At 63.4% G+C, this 22,961-nt stretch carries 20 protein-coding genes; 12 read left to right on the top strand and 8 right to left on the bottom strand.

The genetic code is table 11. The features are described 5' to 3' along the window. Positions 1 to 15 precede the first annotated feature (15 nt). Both LIX93_RS03160 and LIX93_RS03165 read right to left on the bottom strand, forming a co-directional pair. Entirely contained in the window at positions 16 to 1,557 is a 1,542-nt protein-coding gene (locus LIX93_RS03160; protein ID WP_226502553.1) for an EAL domain-containing protein, read from the bottom strand. A 231-nt stretch (positions 1,558 to 1,788) separates the two neighbouring features. Continuing rightward, positions 1,789 to 2,592 carry a CSS-motif domain-containing protein gene (locus tag LIX93_RS03165; protein WP_226502554.1) on the bottom strand — a complete coding sequence of 268 codons (804 nt, stop codon included), beginning with the start codon at positions 2,590 to 2,592 and terminating at the stop codon, positions 1,789 to 1,791. Between the two features lie 339 nt (positions 2,593 to 2,931). On the opposite strand from LIX93_RS03165, the gene LIX93_RS03170 reads away from it, so the two are divergent. Genes LIX93_RS03170 through LIX93_RS03205 form a run of 8 tightly spaced genes read left to right on the top strand, consistent with a single transcriptional unit; the run spans position 2,932 to position 10,947 of the window. Next, positions 2,932 to 4,257 (top strand): ABC transporter substrate-binding protein, encoded by a 1,326-nt coding sequence (locus LIX93_RS03170; protein ID WP_226502555.1) that lies wholly within the window; start codon positions 2,932 to 2,934, stop codon positions 4,255 to 4,257. Continuing rightward, positions 4,254 to 5,156, top strand: a complete 903-nt coding sequence (locus tag LIX93_RS03175; RefSeq protein ID WP_226502556.1) for a branched-chain amino acid ABC transporter permease — start codon at positions 4,254 to 4,256, stop codon at positions 5,154 to 5,156. Before LIX93_RS03170 ends, LIX93_RS03175 begins: the two co-directional genes overlap by 4 nt. Continuing rightward, entirely contained in the window at positions 5,156 to 6,112 is a 957-nt protein-coding gene (locus LIX93_RS03180) for a branched-chain amino acid ABC transporter permease (RefSeq protein WP_226502557.1), read from the top strand. The genes LIX93_RS03175 and LIX93_RS03180 overlap by 1 nt, the downstream gene beginning before the upstream one ends. Beyond that, complete coding sequence (locus LIX93_RS03185) at positions 6,109 to 6,849, top strand: ATP-binding cassette domain-containing protein (protein ID WP_226502558.1); 741 nt, start codon at positions 6,109 to 6,111, stop codon at positions 6,847 to 6,849. The genes LIX93_RS03180 and LIX93_RS03185 overlap by 4 nt, the downstream gene beginning before the upstream one ends. Before the next feature lie 10 nt (positions 6,850 to 6,859). Beyond that, the gene (locus LIX93_RS03190) at positions 6,860 to 7,579 is read left to right on the top strand and encodes an ATP-binding cassette domain-containing protein (protein WP_226502559.1); all 720 of its coding nucleotides are present in this window, start codon (positions 6,860 to 6,862) and stop codon (positions 7,577 to 7,579) included. Then, on the top strand, positions 7,576 to 9,009 hold the full coding sequence (locus LIX93_RS03195) for an aldehyde dehydrogenase family protein (protein WP_226502560.1): 1,434 nt from the start codon (positions 7,576 to 7,578) through the stop codon (positions 9,007 to 9,009). The genes LIX93_RS03190 and LIX93_RS03195 overlap by 4 nt, the downstream gene beginning before the upstream one ends. 37 nt (positions 9,010 to 9,046) lie before the next feature. Continuing rightward, positions 9,047 to 10,171, top strand: coding sequence for a zinc-dependent alcohol dehydrogenase family protein (locus LIX93_RS03200; RefSeq protein WP_226502561.1), 1,125 nt, complete (start codon positions 9,047 to 9,049; stop codon positions 10,169 to 10,171). Between the two features lie 23 nt (positions 10,172 to 10,194). Further along, positions 10,195 to 10,947: an SDR family oxidoreductase gene (locus LIX93_RS03205; RefSeq protein WP_226502562.1), complete on the top strand. Its 753-nt coding sequence runs from the start codon at positions 10,195 to 10,197 to the stop codon at positions 10,945 to 10,947. A 26-nt stretch (positions 10,948 to 10,973) separates the two neighbouring features. On the opposite strand, the gene LIX93_RS03210 is transcribed toward LIX93_RS03205, so the two are convergent. Then, positions 10,974 to 11,621 (bottom strand): nucleoside/nucleotide kinase family protein, encoded by a 648-nt coding sequence (locus tag LIX93_RS03210; protein ID WP_226502563.1) that lies wholly within the window; start codon positions 11,619 to 11,621, stop codon positions 10,974 to 10,976. A gap of 184 nt (positions 11,622 to 11,805) precedes the next feature. On the opposite strand from LIX93_RS03210, the gene LIX93_RS03215 reads away from it, so the two are divergent. Further along, positions 11,806 to 13,197, top strand: a complete 1,392-nt coding sequence (locus tag LIX93_RS03215; RefSeq protein ID WP_226502564.1) for a sugar porter family MFS transporter — start codon at positions 11,806 to 11,808, stop codon at positions 13,195 to 13,197. Between the two features lie 101 nt (positions 13,198 to 13,298). Here the strand turns inward: LIX93_RS03215 and LIX93_RS03220 are convergent, their stop codons facing one another. The 3 genes from LIX93_RS03220 to LIX93_RS03230 all read right to left on the bottom strand — a co-directional run bounded on the left by LIX93_RS03220 (position 13,299) and on the right by LIX93_RS03230 (position 17,644). After that, on the bottom strand, positions 13,299 to 14,621 hold the full coding sequence (locus tag LIX93_RS03220) for a methyl-accepting chemotaxis protein (protein ID WP_226502565.1): 1,323 nt from the start codon (positions 14,619 to 14,621) through the stop codon (positions 13,299 to 13,301). 208 nt (positions 14,622 to 14,829) lie between these two features. Then, complete coding sequence (locus LIX93_RS03225; RefSeq protein WP_226502566.1) at positions 14,830 to 16,311, bottom strand: MFS transporter; 1,482 nt, start codon at positions 16,309 to 16,311, stop codon at positions 14,830 to 14,832. A gap of 187 nt (positions 16,312 to 16,498) precedes the next feature. Further along, entirely contained in the window at positions 16,499 to 17,644 is a 1,146-nt protein-coding gene (locus LIX93_RS03230; protein WP_226502567.1) for a hypothetical protein, read from the bottom strand. 327 nt (positions 17,645 to 17,971) lie between these two features. On the opposite strand from LIX93_RS03230, the gene LIX93_RS03235 reads away from it, so the two are divergent. Next, positions 17,972 to 18,841, top strand: a complete 870-nt coding sequence (locus LIX93_RS03235; RefSeq protein ID WP_226502568.1) for a family 16 glycosylhydrolase — start codon at positions 17,972 to 17,974, stop codon at positions 18,839 to 18,841. 105 nt (positions 18,842 to 18,946) lie between these two features. On the opposite strand, the gene LIX93_RS03240 is transcribed toward LIX93_RS03235, so the two are convergent. Then, positions 18,947 to 20,263 (bottom strand): MFS transporter, encoded by a 1,317-nt coding sequence (locus LIX93_RS03240; RefSeq protein ID WP_226502569.1) that lies wholly within the window; start codon positions 20,261 to 20,263, stop codon positions 18,947 to 18,949. 72 nt (positions 20,264 to 20,335) lie between these two features. After that, positions 20,336 to 21,400 (bottom strand): Ldh family oxidoreductase, encoded by a 1,065-nt coding sequence (locus tag LIX93_RS03245; RefSeq protein WP_226502570.1) that lies wholly within the window; start codon positions 21,398 to 21,400, stop codon positions 20,336 to 20,338. A 132-nt stretch (positions 21,401 to 21,532) separates the two neighbouring features. Between LIX93_RS03245 and LIX93_RS03250 the strand changes: the two genes are divergently transcribed. Both LIX93_RS03250 and LIX93_RS03255 read left to right on the top strand, forming a co-directional pair. After that, positions 21,533 to 22,426 (top strand): LysR family transcriptional regulator, encoded by an 894-nt coding sequence (locus LIX93_RS03250; protein ID WP_226502571.1) that lies wholly within the window; start codon positions 21,533 to 21,535, stop codon positions 22,424 to 22,426. Positions 22,427 to 22,574: 148 nt separating this feature from the next. Further along, positions 22,575 to 22,943 (top strand): hypothetical protein, encoded by a 369-nt coding sequence (locus LIX93_RS03255; protein WP_226502572.1) that lies wholly within the window; start codon positions 22,575 to 22,577, stop codon positions 22,941 to 22,943. The last annotated feature ends 18 nt before the right edge of the window (positions 22,944 to 22,961 follow it).

Below are 22,961 nucleotides of genomic sequence, written 5' to 3' on the forward strand. Positions count from 1 at the left end.
TCCCCTCGCTACGGGTCATGCTTGGGGCAACCTGGCGATGAAATCGGCCCCCGACATGGGCTTGGCGTACAGATAGCCTTGCAGGTAATCGACGTTCTGCGCCGCCAGGTACTCTCCTTGCTCCGGCGTCTCGACGCCTTCGGCGACTATTTGCAGTTCCAGCTTGTGACACAGGTCGATGACGTTATCGAGAATATGCCGCGATAGCGCTTCGACGCCGATCATGGCAACGAAACTCTGGTCGATCTTCAGGCAGTCGATCTTGAACGCCTGCAGATAGGAATGGCTGGAGTGGCCGGTGCCGAAGTCATCCAGGGCGATCTTTACGCCGATTTCATGCAGCTCGGCAAACAGGCGCTGGGTCACGTCGCTGGGCTCAATCAGCTCTCGCTCGGTCAATTCCAGCACCAGCTTGATACTGCCTTCGGGAAACGCGGCGAGGAATTCGCGACAGTCAGCGAGCAGCGTCAGGTCCTGGCAGTGCGCGGCGCTGATGTTGAAGGCCAGGTGGAACTGTTCGCCGAGCCGATGGGCGATGGGGCTGATCAACTGGGCGGTCTGATGCATCAACGAGCGGGTCATGGGGACGATTTCGCCGCAGTCTTCGGCCAGCGGAATGAACAGGTCAGGGCGCACCAACCCTAGGTGCGGATGCTGCCAGCGCATCAGGACCTCGGCGCCGGCCCAGTGTTTGTCGGTACTGCGCACCACCGGCTGGAAGTACGGCACGAACTCGGCAGCCAGGAGCGCCCGACGCAGTTCCGCCGGCGGCGAATGCGCGCGCTTGAGCAGCCAGCGACAGACCAGCCCGGCCAACAGGCCGAGGAACAGCAACAGCGCCAGCAGCGCCGGATAGTCGCTGACCATCACTTGCCAGGCGGATCCTGCCGCGAAACCGGTATGCACGCTGATGGGGTAGCGCGCCGATTGCACGGTGACCGGCGCCATGTCGAACACCGGTAGGGCCTGTTCCTGTACCTGGCCATCGGCTGATAGCCAGTCCGCTCCGACCTGCAGGATCAAATCGTTATGGCGCCCCAAGGTGTTGAGGGTATTGATCACGTGAGTGCCGTCGAGGGCAGCGAGGGCGCTCTGATCGGGATGCTGCGGGTCGTCGCGGTGGGCGCGGTACAGCAGCACCGCGCGCCCCGGCGTCACGCTGTTGCCGCTGATCAGCGACAGCCGACCGTCGACGTAATCCGCCGCGTTCAAGCGCTCGCGAAAGTCGCCGAACAGCGAGCTGCAATACAGACTGCCGCGCTCGGCGATGAGCGTGGAGCGCACGTAGGGGCGACGGGCAACCTGATCGCGCAACGCCAACTGCGCGTCGGCGCAGGGTGTGCCGGCCAATGGCAACAGCTCGTCGGCGGCACCGGCAACATTGTCGAGGATGCGCTCGATCTGCTCGACGGTTTGAGTGGCGGTCAGTTCTCCCTCGTTGACCAGCGCCCGTTCGGCTTGCCAATAAGTGATCACCAGCCCCAACAACACGGGCACAGCGCCCACGAGCCAAGGTAGCAGGGCATTGCGGCGTGCGGACTTGCGGTTCAAGGGCATAGGCATACACCAGCAGTGCAACAAGGCGGGGGCGCGGACGTCGGCCATGGCCAGGCGCGATTACGTCTTGGTCCGGGTGAGACAGCTCGATGCATGATAGCCACAAACAGGCGTGGGGGTTACTCGCAGGACTGCCAGGTTGTCGCCGATGGGTAAATGTGCAGAGGGGGGCCGGCCTCGCGCGCCGCAAGCGCCCACCCGCGAAGACAGGCAGGCGGTCTGGATCGGTGTTCAGCGTTGCCCGCGCGGCAGGCGTGACAGCCAATGGCACACGCCGGCGGTAATGACGCCCAACAGCAGCAGCGTGCCGAACATGGGAAATGCCTGGGCCTTGAAGGCCTTGGTCACTTCATTCGGGCCATAACCACTGTGGATGGTGTAGCCGTAGTGCGCCGACACCTGCACTGCATGATGATCGCCATGGTCGTCGAAGTCATAAGCCGATATCCGTCCCTCGGGATCGAGAAACAGCCCGTTGTGTTCGAGTAGCACGGTGGCACCGTTGCGGGCGTGGGCGAGGTTTTCGCCCAGTACCAGGGCATCGACCACGGCGTTGACACTGTTGCGCCCCTCGAACCGGCGAAACAGCAACGAAGGTTGTTCAGGCATCGAAGTGCTGGCAGTGCGCAGAATCAATTTGTTGGTCGAGTTCATATCCGGGGTTACAGGGCGGGTGAACTCGCCGATTTCGCTACCGCAATACAGGCGTTCGCTGTCGCCCATCACGATCGAGCGTACCGAGGGGTAGCCCACTACCAGGCGGCGCATCGGTTCGAGGATGGCGCTGCACTCCTGTCCCGCCAAGGAGATGGCGCGTGCGGTCACGTCGTCGGCGCGTTCGAGGGTTCGGTCGATGTTGGCGATAGCCCGTTGTCCGGCAGCCAGGCTGTCGCGCATCAATGAGCGATCGACCTGCCAATAGAGGATCAGCATGCCGCTGATGACCGGGATCAGCCCCACAAGCGCAGACAGCAGCAAGGGCTTCAATTTGAAGGTACGGGCGGATCTGGGGTGTTGGGGGCGATGCTGGGTCATGGAGGCAATCCCTTGCTGATGAATGGCGGCTGCCCGGAGGGGGCGGCGCGGACGACTCAGGCTAAGGAATCGCAGCCGCTAGCATCCTTCCGCGAAGGGACGGTACTTGTGGGCTTTTTCATCAGGGTAGGTAGGAATGTGAGTTGGTCACCTGCAGTGGCGGCGCACTGCGCGCTCGCCTGATCCTGTGGCGTTAGTGCATCGCAGCATTCGGCAACGCCGAACGCCGGGTTACAGATTTAAAGATTCACAACATACGGGGCCCTCGTCACTCTGCTGGAGGACTACGCTTCAAGACGTACGCTTTTCAACAAAAACAATAGCCGAAAGGGCAAAGCCATGTTCAAGCGCAAAGCAATGACTGCGGGTCTGTTCGCGTTCTCTTTATGCTCATTCACGTTAGGCTGCCTCGCCAGCTCAAGCGTACAGGCCGCCGAAAAGCCTGCCAGCTTGCCCATCGGCATCACCACGTTCATGTCCGGCCCGGCCTCGGTGTTCGGCATGCCGGCCAGGGAAGCCGCGCAAATCTACCTTGACGAACTCAATGCTGGCGGTGGTATCGACGGCGTCCAGGTCGCGCCCATCTACATCGACGAAGGCGTAGGGGGTGACCGGTTGTTGTCCGAGTACCGGCGCGTGGTCCAGGAGCAAGGCGCCCAGATCATGTTGGCGTCGATCTCCAGCGGCAACTGCAACACGCTGGCCCCGGTTGCCGAAGACCTCAAGGTGGTCAACATCCTGTGGGACTGCGGCACCGAGAAGGCTATTGAAGGCCATCAATACCAGTACATCGTTCGCAGTCAGGCCAACGCCGTGACCGAAATGGTCGCCAGCGTCCTCTATCTGCTGAAGATGAAACCGGACTTCAAGACCATCGCCGTGGTCAACCAGGACTACGCCTGGGGTCGCGACTCGTGGGATATCTTCCAGACCACCCTCAAGGCCCTCAAGCCCGACGTGCAGGTGGTCGCCGAGCTGTTTCCCAAGTTCGGCGCTTCGGATTTTTCCGCCGAAGTCAGCCGCCTGCAAGTGTTGCGTCCGGACGTCGTGCTGAGCACTTCCTGGGGGGGCGACCTGGACACCTTCGTGCGTCAGGCGAGCCAGCGTGGCTTGCTGAAGAATTCGCAGTTCTTCCTCGCCCTGGGCGAGTCTTCGCTTGAGCGCCTGGGCAACAGTCTGCCCGATGGCGTGCTGATCGGCGCCCGCGGCGATCACTACTTCCTTGAACCGCGCTATATCAATGACCCTAAACACAAGGCCTTCGTCGATAAATACCGCGCCAAGACCGGTGTCTACCCGATCTATTCGGTGTACCACATGGTGCAGGCGCTGGACGCAATGACTGCCGCCTACAAAAAAGCCATCGTCGCCAATAACGGCCAGTGGCCGGATGAGGAGCAACTGGCCAGGGCCTTTCGTGGGCTGGAGTTCCGTGGCCTGACCGCCCCCGTGACTATCCGCCCCGAAGATGGCCAAGGCCTGGAAGACCAACTGTTCGGCATGACCACCAGCAGCCCCGACTACAGATTCAAAGTCCTCAAGAACATCATGATCGTGCCGGCCGCCCTGGTGACCACCCCGGCGGGCGAGTCGACCCCGGCGTGGCTTAAAACCCTGACACCGGCGCTGCTCGACAAAGTCAGCCTGCTGGATAAACAGCCATGACCCGCGACATCTTCATGCTGGCGCTGCTCGATGGGGTGTCGTATGCGGGGTTGTTGTTTCTGGTGGCGCTGGGGCTGACCTTCATCTTTGGCGTGGTGCGCATCCTCAACGTCGCCCATGGCAGCCTGTATGCCTGCGGCGGCTATGCGGCGGCGTCGCTGGGCGTGTGGCTGGGGCAGGGCGGTGATTCGCTGGCTGCCTCGCTGACGGCGCTGATCGGTGGCGCACTGCTGGTCGGGGTGGTCCTCGGCACCGTGCTGATGCTGTTGCTGCGGCGCTTTCAGGACCACGACCCGATTCTGCAACTGCTGGTCACCTTCGGCGCCTTCATGATCTTTGAAGACCTGCAGCGGATGATCTGGGGCACCCAGCCGTATTTCGTCTCCGACGTCGTCAATCAGATGGGCACCTCGCAGCTGCTGGGCGTGATGTACATGAACTACCAGCTGATGTTCGTGCCGGGCGCGGCCATTGCCGTGTACCTGCTGTTGCAGTGGTTCTTGCGGCGCACCCTCATGGGTCGGCAGATCGTTGCGGTCACCCATGATCGCGAAGTGGCGACCGCCATGGGCATCAATGCCAAGCGTATCGCCTACCTGACGTTCGTGGTCGGCGCCATGCTCGGCTCGCTGGGGGGCGCATTGGCCTCGCCGACCACCTCACTGGTGCCCGGCATCGGGGCCGACATGATCGTGCTGTCGTTCGCCGTGGTCGCCAGTGCCGGGCTCGGGCAGATCTCCGGCGCACTGATCGTTGCGCTGATGATCGGCCTGTCGCGGTCCTTCTGCGTGTACCTGATGCCCGAGCTCGAGGTAGTCATGCCCTACGTGATCATGGTGCTGGTGCTGCTGATCCGCCCGCAAGGGCTGTTCACCGTGGCGCAGGCGAGGAGAATCTGATGCGAACCACTCTGTATGGGGCGATTGCGCTGAGCGGTGTCGTACTGGGCCTGGCGGCGGCTTTCCCGTGGCTGAAGTTGCCGCTGATTCTGGCGCTGTGCTATGGCCTGGCGGCGCTGGGCATCGTCGTGCTCCTGCGGGCCGGGCAGATCTCTTTCGGTCACGCCATGTACGCCTGCATCTCGGGCTACACGGTGGCGTACCTGAGCGTGCGCTATCGCGGCCTCGACGGATTTGCGCTGATCGCGCTCGGTACCCTGGCCAGCGTGGTGGCCGGCATGCTCATTGGCGCGTTTGTAGTGCGCTACCGGGAGATCTTCTTCGGCATGCTCAATCTGGCGCTGTCGATGGTGCTGTTCACTCTGCTGGGCAAGTTCTACGCCTACACCGGCGGTACCGATGGCCTGCGTGTGGCGCGGCCGACCCTGCTTGGCTTCGACCTCGCCCGCAACGGCTTCGAAACCGCCCTGCTGGTGCTGGTGCTGGTTTGCGCGGTGCTGGTGATCTGGGGCGTGCAGCGTTATTTGCGCTCCAGCGCCGGTGAAGCGCTGATGGCGATGAAAAGCAACGAAACGCGCCTCGAATACCTGGGCATCAGTGCCAGGAAGCTGTTGTGGCAGGGCTACGTACTGTCGGCCGGGCTGTGCGGTCTGTCGGGTTCGTTGTTTGGCCTGTCGCAAGGGCTGGTGACCCCCGAGATGGGTTACTGGCTGCGTTCCGGCGAATTCGTCTTCATTGCCATTCTGGGCGGCTCGGGCCATGCACTGGGCGCGTTCGTCGGCGCCTTGCTTTACGAGTTCCTGAAGATGTACGCGGCGGTGCTGGTCAGCGGTGCCTGGCAGTTGCTGGTGGGCGCGACCTTGATCGTGATCATCTATTTTTTGCCCTCCGGCCTCAGTGGGCTGTTGCACAAACGCCGTGCGGCTCGCCGCGAATCCTTGGAGGGTGAGTCATGAGTGCGCTCCTGCAGACCCGCGGCCTGACGCTGGCGTTCGGTGGCCTGGTGGTCGCCAACGGCATCGACTTCAGCCTCGAAGAGGGCGAGCGCCTGGCCGTGATCGGCCAGAACGGCGCCGGCAAGACCACCTTCATCAATATCTGCACCGGGCTGATTCGGCCCACTGCAGGCAACGTCAGCTTTGCCGGCAATGACATCACCGGGCAGTCACCGCGGCGCATCGTGCGTCAGGGCATGGCGCGCTCGTTTCAATTACCCCAGCTGTTTCTTGAGCACAATGTGCGCCAGTGCCTGGAGCTGGCGGGCATGGCACGCCAACCACGGCTGCCATTCTGGCGACCGTTAGGGCGCAGCGCCGACGCCGTGGCGGTGGACCGCGTGCTCGAACTGGTGAGCCTGCGCGAGCGCGAACATGAGCCGGTCAGCAACTTGCCGGAGGGCCAGCGCAAGCTGCTCGATGTGGCCATGTCACTGATGCTGCAGCCACGCCTGTTGATCATGGACGAGCCCACCAGCGGCGTGTCCAGCGAAGAAAAGCACGGGATCATGGAGATCCTCATGCGCGCCCTGGACGAACAGCGGGTCACGGCCATCTTCGTCGAGCACGACGTCGATATCGTGCGCCGCTACGCCACCCGCGTCGCGGCCTGGATCAGCGGCGGCATCGCCGCCGACGGCACGCCGGACGTAGTGCTTGCCGACCCCACTGTGCAACGCCAGGTGCTGGGCATCTGAGGAGCTGACCATGCTGCACTTCGACACTATCAGCGCCGACATCGTCAAAGTCCCGGTGCTGCGTAACATCCAGGCCGAGCTGCCACCGGGCAGCATCGTTGCCGTCGTGGGCCGCAACGGTGCCGGCAAGACTACGCTGCTGCGGGCGATCATGGGCTTCGTCAAGCTGCGCAGCGGGCGGATTCTGTTCGACGGCACTGATCTGGCCAGCGTGCCGGCACATAATCGCACGCGTCTGGGCATCGGCTACGCGCCCCAGGAACGGGTGATGTTCCCGAGCCTGACGGTAGAAGAAAACCTGCGTTTGCCCTGCCAGGTCAGCGGCTTCAAGAAAGCAGCCGTCGACGAGCGCCTGAGCATGACGTTGGAAGTGGTCCCGCAACTCAAGGACATGCTTGCGCGCTCCGGCGCGGCACTGTCCGGCGGCCAGGGCAAGATCGCCGCCCTGGGCCGGGCGCTGATGATCGGTACGCGCCTGGTGCTGCTCGACGAACCATTCCAGGGCCTGGCCCCGGCCTTGGCCAATCAGTACAGCGAAGCCCTCAAGCGCCTGCAGCAGACCCAGCCACAGCTGTGCATCCTGGTGACCGAATCCAACGCCAGCCTGCTCAAGGATGTGCCCGATCGCACACTGCATATCGAACGTGGCGCACTGCTGCCCGAACAGCCGAAGGCGCCATCGCGCCCCGATCAACCGTTTTCTTCCCTGAGCCTGGAGGCTTACTCATGAGCAAGCTGTTTATCGGCGGTCAGTGGCACGTGGCATCCAGCCAAGACAGCATCCCGGTGTTCGCACCCGCCACGGGCGAACAATACGCAACCATCGGCCGTGGTCAGGCCGAGGACATCGACCTTGCCGTCAAGGCTGCCCGCGCGGCGCTGGCGGGCGAGTGGGGTAGGCTGAGCGCCACCGAACGCGGCCGGACCCTGACCCGTATCGGCGTCAAGATCCTCGATCACATCGATGAACTGGCCGGGATCGAAGCCAGGGACACGGGCAAGCCGTTGGCCCTGGCACGCAAGGACATCGAAGCGCTGGCACGTTACTTCGAGTTTTACGGCGGCGCTGCCGACAAGGTTCACGGTGAAGTCCTGCCGTATCTGCCGGGCTACTCGGTGACCGTGCAGCGCGAGCCGTTCGGCGTAGTCGGCCACATCATTCCGTGGAACTACCCGGCGCAGATGCTTGGCCGCACGCTGGGGCCGGCGTTGGCCATGGGTAACACCTCGGTGGTCAAACCGGCCGAAGATGCCTGCCTGACCTCATTGCGCGTCGCCGAACTGGCGGTCGAGGCCGGTTTGCCCGCCGGCGTGCTCAACATCGTCACCGGCTATGGGCGCGAGGCGGGTGCAGCGTTGGCCGAGCATCCAGGCATCAACCTGATCACCTTTACTGGCTCGCCACAGGTTGGCACGGCCATCCAGACCGCCGCAGCGAAGAACTACGTCAAATGCGTGCTGGAGCTGGGCGGCAAGTCACCACAAGTGGTGTTTGCCGATGCCGATCTCGATAAAGCGGTGCCCATCATCGTCGGCGCGATCATCCAGAACGCCGGGCAGACCTGTTCGGCGGGCAGCCGCTTGCTGATTCAACGCGAGGTGTTCGACGAGGTGGTCGCCCGCGTCGCCGAGCGTTTTTGCCAGATGCGTGTCGGCGCCCCGGACAGCGCGCCGGACTGCGGGCCGATCATCACCAAAGCGCAGTTCGGCCGGGTCAACGAGTTCGTCGCCTATTGCCGCGATTCCGGGCTGCCGGTGCTGGCCGAGGGCATCCTCGATGCCGAGCTGCCCAGCGCGGGGTACTACGTGCGGCCGATGATGTTCGGGCCCGTGCCCAGAGACCATCGCCTGGCCCGCGAAGAAGTCTTCGGGCCGGTGCTGGCGGTGCTGCCTTTCGATGATGAAGACGATGCCGTGGCCCTGGCCAACGGCACCGAATACGGCCTGGTGGCGGCGATCTGGACCGAGAACGGTGCGCGCCAGCAGCGGCTGTCACGGCGCCTTGAAGGCGGGCAGGTGTTCATCAACTGCTACGGCGCCGGAGGCGGTGTGGAGCTGCCGTTCGGTGGTATCCGCAAGAGTGGCCATGGTCGCGAAAAAGGCTTTATGGCGCTGGAAGAATTCAGCCTGACCAAAACGGTCGTCAGCCACCACGGGTGACAGCGATTATTCGAATGCATCAGAGCAGGAGCCTTGAATGAAAATCAGAGCTGCGGTACTTCGCGAATCGGGCCTGTCGGCGCCGTTTGCGCAAAGCCGACCCTTGCACATCACCGAACTGGACCTGGCGCCGCCGGGGCCGGGGGAGGTGAAAGTGAAGATGATCGCCGCCGGATTGTGCCATTCCGATCTGTCGGTGATCACTGGTGTACGGCCCCGACCGCTGCCCATGGCCTTGGGGCATGAAGCCAGCGCACAGGTGGTGGAAGTCGGCGCCGGGGTACGTAACGTGCGGGTCGGGCAGACGGTTGTGCTGGTGTTCGTGCCCAGCTGCGGGCATTGCGTGCCGTGCATGGAGGGCCGCCCGGCGTTGTGCGAGCCGGGTGCCGAAGCCAATGGCAAGGGCGAGATGCTTGAGGGTGGCTATCGCCTGAGCGCGGAGGGCAGTCATGTCAGCCATCACTGCGGGGTCTCGGCGTTCGCCGATCACGCTGTGGTGAGTGCGCGTTCGTGCATCCCTGTCGACGACAGCATCGATCCGGTCGAGGCCGCGGTATTCGGTTGTGCCGTACTCACCGGGGTGGGCGCGGTGGTCAATACCGGCAAGGTCACGCCAGGGGCGTCGGCATTGATCGTCGGCCTGGGCGGTGTAGGTTTGAGCGCCTTGCTGGGCGCCAGGGCGGCCGGTGCCCATCCGCTGATCGCGGTGGACGTGCAGGCCTCCAAACTGGAGTTGGCGTTGTCCCTGGGCGCTACCGCTGCGGTCAACGCCCGGGACCCGGACGCCGTGGCGCAGATCCGCGAGCTGACCCGCGGCGGTGTGGATTTCGCCTTCGAGTTCGCCGGTTCCGTACCCGCCATGGAGCTGGCCTACGGTGCTACCCGGCGCGGTGGCACCACGGTCACCGCCGGGTTGCCTCGCCCCGACGATCGCTGGCCCCTGCAACAGCTCAGCCTGACGGCCGAGGAGCGCACGGTGAAGGGCAGTTACATCGGTTCCTGCATACCGGCCCGCGACGTGCCGCGCTACCTGGGTTTATACCGCAGCGGCGCCTTGCCGGTGGACCGTCTGATTGGCCGCAAGCTGGCGCTCGAAGACATCAACGAAGGTTTCGACGGGCTGGCCAGTGGCAACAGCCTGCGCGACCTGATCGTGTTCTAGAACCTCTTTTTCCGGAGAACAACATGGCTCAACTACAAGACAAGATCGCCATCGTCACCGGTGCCGCGAGTGGTTTCGGCGCCGGTATCGCTCGGTTATACATTGCCGAAGGTGCCAAGGTGATCCTCGCCGACATCAACGCCGAGGCGGCCGAGCGCCTGGCCACCGAGCTGGGTAGCAACGCCCGCGCGGTGCGCTGCGACGTGACGCAGGGCGATCAGGTTCAAGCGGCGGTCGAGTTCTGCGTTGGCGTCTTCGGGGCGCCGGATATCGTCGTCAACAATGCTGGCACCACCCACCGCAACCAGCCGTTGATGGACGTCGACGAGAAGACCTTCGACCGGGTGTTCGATGTCAACGTCAAATCGATCTTTCACATGGTCAAGGCGGTGGTGCCGTTGATGCGTCAGCGTGGCAGCGGCTCGATCATCAACGTCGGCTCGGTGGCGGGCATTCGGCCACGGCCGGGGCTGACCTGGTACAACGGCTCCAAAGGCGCAGTGAATCTGCTGTCCAAGTCCCTGGCCGTGGAGTTGGGGCCCGATGGGATCCGGGTCAACAATATCTGCCCGGTGATGGGCGAGACGGCGTTGCTGGAGGATTTCATGGGCGTGCCGGACACCCCGCAGAACCGTGCGCGGTTCATTGCGACCATTCCGTTGGGGCGCCTGTCGACGCCTGCGGATGTGGCTGCGGTGGCGCTGTTTCTGGCCAGCGACGCCGCAGCGTTCCTCAATGGCGTCGAGCTGCCGGTGGATGGTGGGCGGGTGGTTTGAGGCAGATTCAGCAGCGTTGATGTGTACTACCCCGCCCAAGGCACCATCACATGAGCCCGCGCGCGATCGGCATCGACCAGTTGCGCGTTGGGCTCATCGGTGCTGTCCACCCAGGCTTCGGCCTCTTCGCGGCTGCGGCCGAAGCGCATATGGCGCTCCACCAACCGCGCACGACGCTGCGCCGGGCTGACCGCGACGAACCACAGATCATCGAAGCATTGGGCCACCGGCGCCCAGCCACCTTCTGACAGCAGCAGATAATTGCCTTCGCTGATAATCAGCGGCACCTCGGCGGCCACGGGGATCGCGCCCGCCAGGCTTTCCTCGATCTGCCGATCGAACAGCGGTGCATACACGGTTTCCCCCGGCTGCTGCGCCTTGAGGCGATGCAACAACGCCAGATAACCCTGCACATCGAAGGTATCCGGCGCGCCTTTGCGCTCGGCCCGCCCCAGGCGCGCGAGTTCCCGATTGGCCAGGTGAAAACCGTCCATGGGCACCACCACGGCGTGTTCGCCCAGGGCCTCGGCGAGCAACTGCGCCACCGTCGATTTGCCCGAGCCGGGGGTACCGGCAATTCCCAGCAAGCGCCGCCCACCGCTGCGAATCATCATCCGCGCGCGGTCGACCAGGCCCTTGGGCAGTTGCGGCAGGGCCGCGGCAGTTTGCGTCATGTGAAGGCTCCGATTGCTGTTGGGGTGCCGGTATGACAACGGCAAACGCGATTTGCTGCTTGCACCGCCCAGGGAATTTATTCGGCACTTATGCGTACTAACAACTGTTACAGGAAATTTCAGAGCAGTCCGCGAAGGCTCTAACGCAGGCTGTCCAATAACATCGGGCCAACGGGATGACCCCATGACGACATACAACAACGTCGCAACTGAAGTAAAACGCCGCCCTGGGCTGGTGATCGGCATCGCCGTCATCGCCGCCTTGGGCGGTCTGCTGTTCGGCTACGACACCGGCATCATCGGCGTCGCGCTGCTGGGCCTGGGCAGGGAGTTTGCCCTGAACGACACCCTCAAACAGCTGGTGACCGGGGGGATCATCTTTGGTGCCTTGTTCGGTTGCCTGGGCAGTGGACCGATCTCCGACCACTTCGGCCGGCGCCGCTCGATCATCCTGGTGGGCATCGTTTTCGCCATCGGTTCGTTGCTGTCGGCGGTGTCACCCAGTGTGCCGATCCTCATTCTCTCGCGCTTTCTGCTGGGGCTCAGCGCCGGCAGTGCGACGCAGATCATCCCGGTGTACATCGCCGAGGTGGCGCCGCCGGAGCATCGCGGCAAGTTGGTGGTGCTGTTCCAGTTCATGGTGGTGTTCGGCATTACCGTGGCGTACTTCACCGGTTTCGGCCTGGGCGATCACTGGCGGTGGATGTTCGGCCTGGGCGTGGTGCCGGCGATCATTCTGCTGCTGGGCATGACCGTACTGCCCGAGAGCCCGCGCTGGCTGCTGGTCAAATCCCGTGAGGCACAAGCGCTGGCGGTCCTGCGCAGTGTGCGCAGCAGCGATCAACAGGCCAGCGACGAGCTGGAGGAAATCAAGACCATCAGCCTCAAGCAGCCCGAAGGCGAATGGCGCGACCTGGCCAAGCCGTGGATCCGTCCGGCCTTGCTGGTGGGGGCGTGTATCTCGATGTTCTCGCAGATCACCGGTAACAACGCGCTGATCTACTACGCGCCGACGATCCTCACGCAGGCCGGGTTCTCCGATCAGGTGGCGGTGCTGGCGACCGGCAGCAGTACTTTGCTGATCGTGCTGATGACCGTGGTCGGCAGTTGGCTGGTGGACAAGTATGGCCGCCGCCGGTATCTGCTGTGGATGATCCCCGGTTCCATCGTCGCCTTGGCGCTGATGGGTTATCTGTTCATGGGCGCCGGCCCGACCACCGATACTCAGCGCTGGGTGGTGGTGGCATGCCTGGCGGCCTATCTGATGCTCAATTGCGGCGGCTTCGGCGTGTGTATCTGGCTGATCAACGCCGAGGTCTACCCGCTGTTCGTGCGCGGCAAGGGCGCAAGCGTCGGGGCGTTCAGCCACTGGTTCTTCGATTTGATCGTGACCTTGACCACGCTCAGCCTGGTGACCTGGCTGGGCGTCGCCTACACGTTGTGGCTCTACACCGGGATCTCGCTGCTGTCGCTGATTTTCATCTACCGCTACGTGCCTGAGACCATGGGCAAGAGTCTCGAAGAGATCGAGCACGCGCTGCGCGAGAAGCGGTTCTACCCGTATCAACAGAAGTGAGCCACCTGTAGCGAGGCGGCTCGCCCCCGAAAAATGATGCCCCCTCACAGCGAGGGGACGGTCTGTTTTCGGGGGCAAGCCGCCCTCGCTACAGGGATTTGTCAGGCGTGCGTGCTGAGCTGATTGGCAAACTGCCCGATCGCGTCCACCACTTTGCGCGCGCCGTCCTGAATCTCGACGATCACACCACCGGCCTGGTCGGCCAATTCCTTGCCTTCGCCCGCTTGCCGTTTGCCGGTGTCGATCAGGCCTACGGCAGTCGCCGCCAACGCCTGATTCTGCTGGACCACCGCAGTGATCTCTTCGGTGGCCTTGCTGGTGCGCGAGGCCAACTGGCGCACTTCATCGGCCACTACCGCAAAGCCACGCCCTTGCTCCCCGGCGCGGGCCGCCTCGATGGCCGCGTTGAGCGCCAGCAGGTTGGTCTGTTCGGCAATGCTGCTGATGGTCTTGATGATGGTGCCGATCAACTGGGACTGGTTGTCCAGCGCCGCGATGCCTTCCACCGCCTGATCCATGCAGGCCGCGAGCTGGCTCATGACCGCGACGGTCTGCTTGACCACGGCGGCGCCGTTCTGCGCATTGGCATCGGTATCTTTCGAGGTGCTGAACGCGATATTGGCGGCTTCGGCCACGGCGATGTCGCGGTTGACCTGATCAGTGATTACCGTGGCGAATTTGACCACCTTGTAGAGTTTGTCGTGGGCATCGAACACCGGGTTGTAGGAGGCTTCGAGCCACACCACATGGCCATTTCGGTCGATACGCTTGAAACGGTCGGCGACGAATTCACCGCGGCGCAGTTTTTCCCAGAATGCTTTGTAGCCTTGAGAGTTGTATTCCTCGGGGTCGCAGAACAGCCGATGGTGCTTGCCTTTGATTTGGTCGAGGGAGTAGCTCATGCCTTGTAGAAAGCGATCGTTGGCCGTGATCACCTCGCCGTCGAGGTTGAACTCGATCACTGCGGTAGAGCGCAGCAGTGCCTTGATCAGGCTCTCGTCCTCGCGGGAGCGCTCGATGGTGCGGGTGAGGTCGTTGCAATACATTGAGTAATGGCGGACCACGCCGCTGCTGTTCTTTATCGGCTGCACCACGGCGCGCAGCCAGGCTTCTTTGCCATTGCCGCGCAGCAGGCGCACCGCGCCGCTATGGTGTTCGCCACGGGTCAGGGCGTTTTTGAACCTTTTGTAGATGTCGTCGTTTTTCAGGTAAGCGGGCACCAGCTCTTCGACATGCTTGCCCACCAGGCTGGCGGTGGGGTAGAGCATTTCCTTCTCGAAATTGGCATTGGCGGACTCGATCCGGCCCTGCGGGTCCAGGTACAGCGCCAACATCTCGCTATCAAGGCTGTCACGGACCTGCTCGACCGACGACAGCTCTTCGCGCAGCGCTGCCAGTTCCTGCTTCAAATGCTTGTTGAACATCGCCCGTGCCCAGCCTGTGATTTTAGGATTATCACTGCATCGGCATGCCAGGGCTGGACTTGAGCGATGGGCGCACAGATAAACTGTGCACCCGAGCGTACCGGGCAAGTTGTCAGATACACGTTTATGCGCAGGCTGGACTTGTCAGGTTTTGGCGCGGATTTTTTGTATTTCTACCGAAATGCACCTTGCGCCCGCTGCCCAATCGTCAACCCGCCTGCACCTGCGACAACGGCCTGGCGACCTCTTCCAGCGACTTGCCCTCGGCCGCCACGCCCCATATGCCCTGTACTGCGCCAGCGATGATCATTAACGCCGCGCCGATCAGATAGCCGATGAACACATTCGTACGGTCGTGACTCTGGATCAGCGCACCGAACAACGACGGGCCGACGATGCCGCCCAGGCCGGTGCCGAAGGCGTAGAACACGGCGATGGCCAAGGCGCGGATTTCCAGCGGGAAGGTTTCGGCCACGGTCAGATAGGCCGAACTGGCCGCTGCCGAGGCAAAAAAGAAGATCACCATCCAGGCGATGGTCTGCTGGGTCACGTCGAGAATTCCCTGCTGGAACAAGTAGCCGCTGATGGCCAGCAGCACGCCGGACAGCGCATAGGTGCTGCTGATCATTACTCGCCGACCGATGACATCGAACAGCCGGCCCAGCAGCAGCGGCCCGCAGAAGTTGCCCAGCGCGAAGGGCAGCACGTACCAGCCGATATGCTCGGAGGGCACGTTGTAGAAATCGGTCAGCACCAGGGCGTAGGTGAAGAAAATCGCGTTGTAGAAAAACGCCTGAGCGGTCAGCAGCGTCAGGCCCACCAGGGCGCGCTGGCGGTGGACCACGAACAGGCTGGTGAACACCTCCTTGAGCGGCGTGTGGTCTCGGGCATGCAGGCGCAGGGGCTTTTCGGTAATCGGCGGGATGTCGATGCCGCGCTCGCGGTAGTGCTTCTCGATGTTTTCGACGATGCGTGTGGCCTCTTCAGGCTGATTGTGGATGATCAGCCAGCGCGGGCTCTCTGGCACCCACAGGCGCATCAGCATGATCACCAGGCCCAGCACCGCGCCGATACCGAAGCACAGGCGCCAGCCCAGGTCGCCGCCGACATGGGCGGGATCGAGCAGGATGATCGAGCCAAAGGCCCCCAGCGCAGCACCCACCCAGAAGGTGCCGTTGATGGTCAGGTCGACCCAGCCGCGAAAGCGCGCCGGGGTGAACTCCTGAATCGTCGAGTTGATCGCCGTGTATTCACCGCCGATGCCGGCACCGGTCAGGAAGCGGAACAGCAGAAAACTCCACAGGCTCCACGAAAACGCTGTCAGTGCGGTGGCGCCGACATACAGGAACAGGGTGATGAAAAACAGTTTGCGCCGGCCCAGGCGGTCGGTCAGCCAGCCGAAGAACAGCGCGCCGAGTACCGCGCCGGCGATGTAGACCGCGCCGGCCAGGCCTATGTCGGCATTGCTCATGTGCAGCGCGGGGCTGCTTTTCAGCGCGCCGGACACCGAACCCGCCAGCGTGACCTCCAGCCCGTCGAGCAACCAGGTGATGCCCAGGGCGAACACCAGCAAGGTATGAAAGCGCGTCCAAGGCAGCCGATCGAGGCGCGCGGGCAGGTCGGTTTCGTAGATGCGGTCTTGCGCGGTGTTCGTATCGCGAGCGGCGGGGGACAGTGCTTGGGTGCTCATGGCAACTCCTTTTGTTGTTGGGGCAGGCCCATGACAGTGGAGTTGTCGCGATTGCCATCAGTTCAAACAGTACGCCGCCAAACGCGCGCTTCGGACTTCACCTTGATAGAGATGCACACAGGTCGCGACGAAGTGTCATGTGTTGGCATCGACACTTCGCGCCACCTGGCACGGTATCCTTAGGCGGTCATTTGCGCTGCAGACCACCGACCGGCGCCAGCCAGTTCTGTGCCTTGTCATCCAGCCATTGCTGGGCCGTGGCCGATTGCTTGAGCCGGGCATCGAGGAAGGCGATGGTCACGGCGGCCACGCTGCCGGCCTGCCGAGCATCGAAACCAGGGTTGGCCGGGCGACCGGGACGGCGGTTGGGGCCTGACGGATCATCCTCACCACCGCGCGGCTTTTTGTCGCTCTTGTCGACCTTGGCGATGGTGCCGGACAACACCGTGTGGGTCGCGTCGTTGAGTGTGAGCTGGTAGCCGTCATGGCTCAGGCCGCGGAACAGAGCGAAGCGTTGTTGAGCACTGGCGATCCAGCTGAAGGGGTCCTCATCCATAGGACCGGTCACCGCCAGCAGCGGCGAGTCGATCTGGCTGTAGCGCCGATCGTCGACGCCCCCTGGCACGTAGGGGCTGAGCAAAATGGTCGCGAGCGGTTTCCAGTCAACGGGCCGTGGCTGGCCGGGCTGACGTTCACCGGCCAGGGCGGCGGCGGTCTGTGCACCCAGATCGAAACCGGCGACGGCGACTTTGCTGGTATCCAGCGCGGCGAAACCGGCCTCGCCCGCCTGGCCGCGACGTCGAGCCTCGCTGAGGATACGGTTGACCTCTGCTACCCGGTTGGCCGCCGGTGCCTCGGCAAAAGCGTTGGCGGCAATGGTGCGAAAAGCGCCGTCACGGGCGTTGCTGCTGTTGTAGATCGAAGCGTTGTCCCGGGTGGCCTGGATCGACAGCACTGCGTAGCCGGCGTCGGCCCAGGTCTGGCGCCACAGCTCGCCGCCGTTGGCGCCTTCGCCAAGGCCGGGCAGGTAGATGATGACCGGGACGTTCTTGACGCCTTCGGGCACCAGCAGGGAAAGATCCACTTCGTGTTTGCCCTGTTCTTGCGCGCCCGGTCGTTGGCCGTCCTGCTGCTGGCCACCCCAGGCCCAACGGGTGTCAAAACTGGCGAACTTGAAGTGCTGCGGTGCGGTGTAGGCCGATTTCAGGTAGGTCTGGGTCGAAATGAACGGCGGCTCATCCTTGTCGGGCTGGCTGGAGCAGGCACCCAGCGCGAGGGCAAGGCCGAGCAGAAGGGGACAGGCGAAGCGAACAGTAGGGGCGGGCATGGGCATGGGGTTGCAACCGGACCTTGCAGAATGGAGCCGCATTATGACCGTAGTGTCGCCAGCATGGAGTACGAATGAGTATCAACGAGGTAAAAAGTTGGTAAAGACGCCCTCGCGCATCCTGCCGCCTATAGCGAAAGGCTTACACGCCGTGGTGGCGTTTGGCTCTATGCCGACACGGCACGGCGCAGTAATCTAGACCTATCCACAGCGGCGCAGGTAGTGCCACTGGATCAAGGATGATCGACCATGGCCTGGATGGCCGCCGACAGGAGTTGGAATGGTCTTGGGAAAACCCGCTTCGGCGGGTTTTTTTTCGTCTGCGAGGCCTGCATGGCAAACAATCTTCTACTTTACGCTACGTGCCTGTCCGGGCTCATCGGCACGGCTTCGGCCGCCGACGACTGGACCCGCGTCGGTCCGCTGGGCGACACCCCCGCCCATGTGCGCGCCGACTTGCCGCTGTCCGATCAGCAGAATCGTGGTCACTGGGCGCTCGATCCGCAGTTCAGCGATGAATTCAACGGCAACACCCTGGACGCCAGCCGGTGGCATCTGGTCGCGCCTGGCAAGCCGGAGGAGGGCATCGGCCCGGCGCCCTCGGTGTTCGTGCATGAGAACGCCACGGTCAGCGATGGCCTGTTGAAGATCGTGTTTCGCAAGCAGCAAGTGCCGTTCATGAACGGCAATCCGGATTTCGCCTACACCACGGCGCTGGTGCGCAGCCAGGAACGCACCCGCTATGGCTATTACGAGACCCGGGCCAAGGCCATGGATTCCGGGGCCTCCAGTGGATTTTTCCTGCACTGGACCGGCTTGCCTGACAACGCCACCGAGATCGATATCTTCGAGATCGGCGGGCGCACCACCCACCCTGAGTTCGACCGCGCCTACCACATGCATGCCCACGTATGGCGCACCCCGACCAGTGATCAGCACCTCGATGTCGGCAAGGCCTGGACGGCGCCTTGGCGGCTGGCCGAGGCTTACCACGTTTACGGTTTTGACTGGAGCGCGGAAAAACTGGTCTGGTATGTGGACGGTGTGAAGGTGCGCGAAGCACCCAATACCCACTGGTTCTTCCCCATGCAGCTGGTTTTCGACAGTGAGGCGATGTGGGCCTGGTTCGGCCCGGTGGACGACGCGTATCTGCCGTCCACCTTCGATATCGATTACGTGCGGGTGTGGCGGCAGGCGGATTGATAGTGCTTGCCAGCGCCCTTTCGCGGGCACGGCTCCCGCGGTTGACGCATGTCTGGCTGGGAGCCAGCTCTGCCCGCGAAGAGGCCAGCGCTGCTGGCGAAGGCCTCAATCAATATGCAACCGCTCGATCTTGCCCAGGATCACCGTGTACGAAAACACCCCGATCATCGCCACGATCGCGCAAAACCCCAGAGCCCACTGGAACGAGCCGGTGCTCTGCACGATGAAACCGATGGTGATCGGGGTGATGATCCCGGCCAGGTTGCTGGCAAAACTGATGACGCTGCCGGTCATGCCCACCAGATTGCGCGGAGCGATCTCCGAGACGACCACCCAGTTGGTCGACGACATGCCTTGGGCGAAAAACGCGAACGACAGAATGCCCACCACCAAGATGTTGGAACTGGTGAAGTTGGCCAGCACGATGGTACCGGTCAGCAGCAAGCCGATGACCATCGGCGCCTTGCGCGCGAAGTTGACGCTCATGCCGCGCTTGATCATCCAGTCGCCCCACGCGCCGCCGAACATTACCCCCATAGCCGCAGCCAGATACGGGCCGATCGAGGCGAAGCCTGCGTGCAGCATGGTCATGCCACGCTCCTGGATCAGATAGGTCGGGAACCACGTCAGGAAGAAGTACAGGGTGCAGGTGGCTGCCAGCTTGCCGATGCACACGCCCCAGATCTGCCGGTAGGTCAGCAGCTTGCGCAATTGGTCCCAGCGAAATGCCTGGCCCTTGGCGGTATCGGTGGTGATGGCGCCGCCTTCACGGATATACGCCAGCTCGGCGGTGTTGGCCTGGGTTGCCTCGTCAGGGTCGCGATACACCCGGAACCACACCAGGGTCCAGACCAATCCCAGGCCACCGGAAACGAAGAACACCTCGCGCCAGCCATAGGTCTGCGCTATCCAGAACACCGGCGGGGTCAGCAGCGCAGTGCCCACATAGACGCCCATGGAGCAGACGCTGCCGGCCACCCCGCGTTCCTTCTGCGGGAACCAGTTGGTCACCAGCTTGTTGTTGGCCGGAAACGCCGGCGCTTCGGCGGCGCCCACGCCCAGGCGCATGCCGAACAGCGACATGAAACTCCCGGAAAAGCCCTGCAGCACCGTCAGCAAAGACCAGCCGCCCAGGCAGGCGCCATACGTCTTGCGCGTGCCGAAACGGTCCAGGAAGTAGCCGCCGGGCAGGGTTGCCGCGGCATAGGCCCAGGAGAACGCCGAGAACATGAAGCCCATCGCCACCGGGCTGACGCTGAACTCTTTGGAGATCAGCGGGGCGACGATGGACATGTTCGAGCGGTCGAGATAGTTGATGATGGTGCCGATGAACACCATGCTCAGCATCAGCCAGCGCGTGCGGGTGCGATAGGGCGTAGCGGTGCCAGCATACGATTTGGCGCGTTGGGTAGTTTCCAACATGACGGACTCCGTAGTTATTTTTATCGAGAGCGGTTTGCTTGAGTCGGGTGCCGCGTGCTTGCAGGCAAAGCGTCAGTCCAGCAGGCTGGCATCCACCCCCAGGGTGGCAGCCCATTCGCGCAGGCTCGCCTGTACCCCGGGGTTGACCTTCACCCCCTCGCGGCGGGCGCGGGCGATGTTGGCGGTGGCCTGTTCGCCCGGCAGACGCACCGGCTGCAGTGGGTCGATCGGCGCGCAGGCGTGACAGGCCTCCACCAGATAGTCCATCTGCTCGAGCGATTGGCCAGCGCCGGCGAAGGCGTTGGGGTCGATCAATTGCAGGTAGACGTTGGCGCCCCAACGTTTGGGGGCGTCGCGGCGGCCGAATCCGGCCAGGCCCTGGGTCAGCGCTTCGACCATCAGCGCCAGGCCGAAGCCTTTGTGGCCCGCCTCGCTGCCGCCCAGCAGCATCAGGCTGCCGCGCTCGCTTGCCGCTTCCACCACCCGCGGATCGCGGGTGGGCCGGCCCTGACTGTCGAGTAGCCAGGGCTGCGCGAACTGCTCGCCAGCGGCGACTTTTTCGCGGGTCATGGAGATGGTCGTCAGCGAGGCGCAGGTATCCACCAGCACCGGGGCGGTCGAGGTCGGGAAGGCAAAGGCGAAAGGGTTGGGGCTGAATAACGCCTGCTTGCTGCCGAAGGGCGCCACTGCCTGGGTGTGCGGCCCGGAGGAGGCGATCATTGCGTAGTAGCCGCGGTCGGTGGCCTGTTTGGCCAAGGCCGCGAGGCAACCGATGTGGTGGCTGCGACGCATGGCGAAGGTGAACACGCCGTGCTCGGCCACCCGCTCGAAGCCCAGGGTCAGGGCGCGCTGCATCAGCCACAGGCCGGGCAGGTAATCACCATCCCAGACCACGGTGGCGCCGGTATCGCGCACGGTTTCCGGCACGCCGGTGGCGGTCATGCCACCGCCCTGGAGCTCCTTGAGGTAGGCGCCGCATTGCGCCAGGCCATGGGTTTCGCGGCCGAGCATGTCGGTCAGCAGCAGCAGGTCGGCGACGCAATGGGCTTTTTCGCTGTCCATGCCGGCGGCGCCGAACAGTGTGGCGGCCAGGCTCGCCAGGGCTTGCGGGGGACGGTAGAGCGCAACGACAGGCATGCACACCTCTTCTTGTCAGCGTTTTTATTGGATCAGCCCGAAAGTGATCGGGAGCAGTGCCGTTCACGCTAAATCAGGGGCTTGATACCGTCTACGCTTGCGTATGAATCAGTTGATACCTATTGTGCATCGATGATTACCCTTGCCCAGTTGCGTTGCTTCCTTGCCGTCGTCGACGAGATGAATTTTCGTCGCGCCGCCGCGCGCCTGAACATGACTCAGCCACCATTGACGCGGCAGATCCAGGCCCTGGAGCATCAGGTCGGCGCACCCTTGTTCGACCGCAGCTCGCGTCATATCCGCCTGACGGCCGCCGGTGAGCATTTCGTGCGCTCGGCCCGACGCATCATGGCGCAGTCGCTGGACGCGGTACGCGATGCCCGGCGTATCGCGGGCGGCGACAGTGGCGCCTTGACCATCGCTTTCACGGCGGCCTCCAGCTACGTGTTCTTGCCGCGCATGGTGGCCCTGCTAAGGGCGCAGATGCCGGAGGTGTCGTTGACCCTGCGGGAAATGACCTCCCCCCAACAGTGGGCGGCGTTGCGCGATGAGCAGATCGATATCGGCCTGTCGCGCCCGCCCATGATCCAGGCCGGCATCGATTCGCAGCGCGTCTACCGCGAACGCCTCTGCGCGGTATTGCCCGTTGGGCATGCTTTGGCCGAGGCCGGTGCAATCGCCCTCGAAGCCTTGGCCGGCGAGACATTGATCACCTATCCGCCGGTCGAGGCGCTGTACCTGCATGACTTGATCAATGGCTGGTTGCACGTTCGCGGGGTGACCTTCGCCGATGTTCAGCATGTCACGCAGACCCACTCGATCCTGGCGCTGGTGGCCGCCGGGCTAGGCGTCGGCATCGTGCCGCAATCGGTAGAACGCTTCATGCCGGCCGAAGTGGTGCTCAAGCCGATAGTGGGAGCCGAGGAGGTGAGCGTGGACCTGATCCTGGCGTGGCGGCGCACTACCGACAACGCCGCCTGCCAACCGGCCGCGCGGTTGATCATCGAAACCTTGGTGGGCCCCTGAGCCCCTGCCTGCAGGTGTGAGTGCAAGCAGGTGATTAGTTAGCATGCGAAGTATTATCCTCGGCGCCGATGTTCACTATCGTCAGCAGTGATTTCTGCCCCCGCAGGCAGCTCCCTAAAATGGCCCCACAGACCAAGGAGCTACCACCATGCCAGCCACTCAATCGATTCTTCGCCGTTTTACCTTCATTTTCGCTGCGGTTGCCGTCACCGTCCTCAGCGGCTGTGCCACGTCCCAGCAAGCCTACCTGGCCGACTCCAGCCCGGCGCAAAGCATCCAGTGCAATGGTGTATTCGGTAGCTGGGATGCTTGCCGCTCGCAAGCGGTGATCGCTTGTGGCGATACCGGTTATCAGGTAATTGCCCGCAATCACATCGATGGACTGTCCGAGCCTGAAGCTGAGCAGCGTGTCGCCAGCCAGTCTTTCCATGAGCGCAACATGCTGATTCAGTGCGGCGTCGGCGCCACCCGCCTGGCCGGCTTGAGCTCCCACTCGGACGCCAGCGCCGAGCTCTGAGGGTGCCAGTGGCGCCGA

The sequence above is a fragment of the Pseudomonas sp. MWU16-30317 genome, from assembly GCF_020515695.1.
GTDB lineage: Bacteria > Pseudomonadota > Gammaproteobacteria > Pseudomonadales > Pseudomonadaceae > Aquipseudomonas.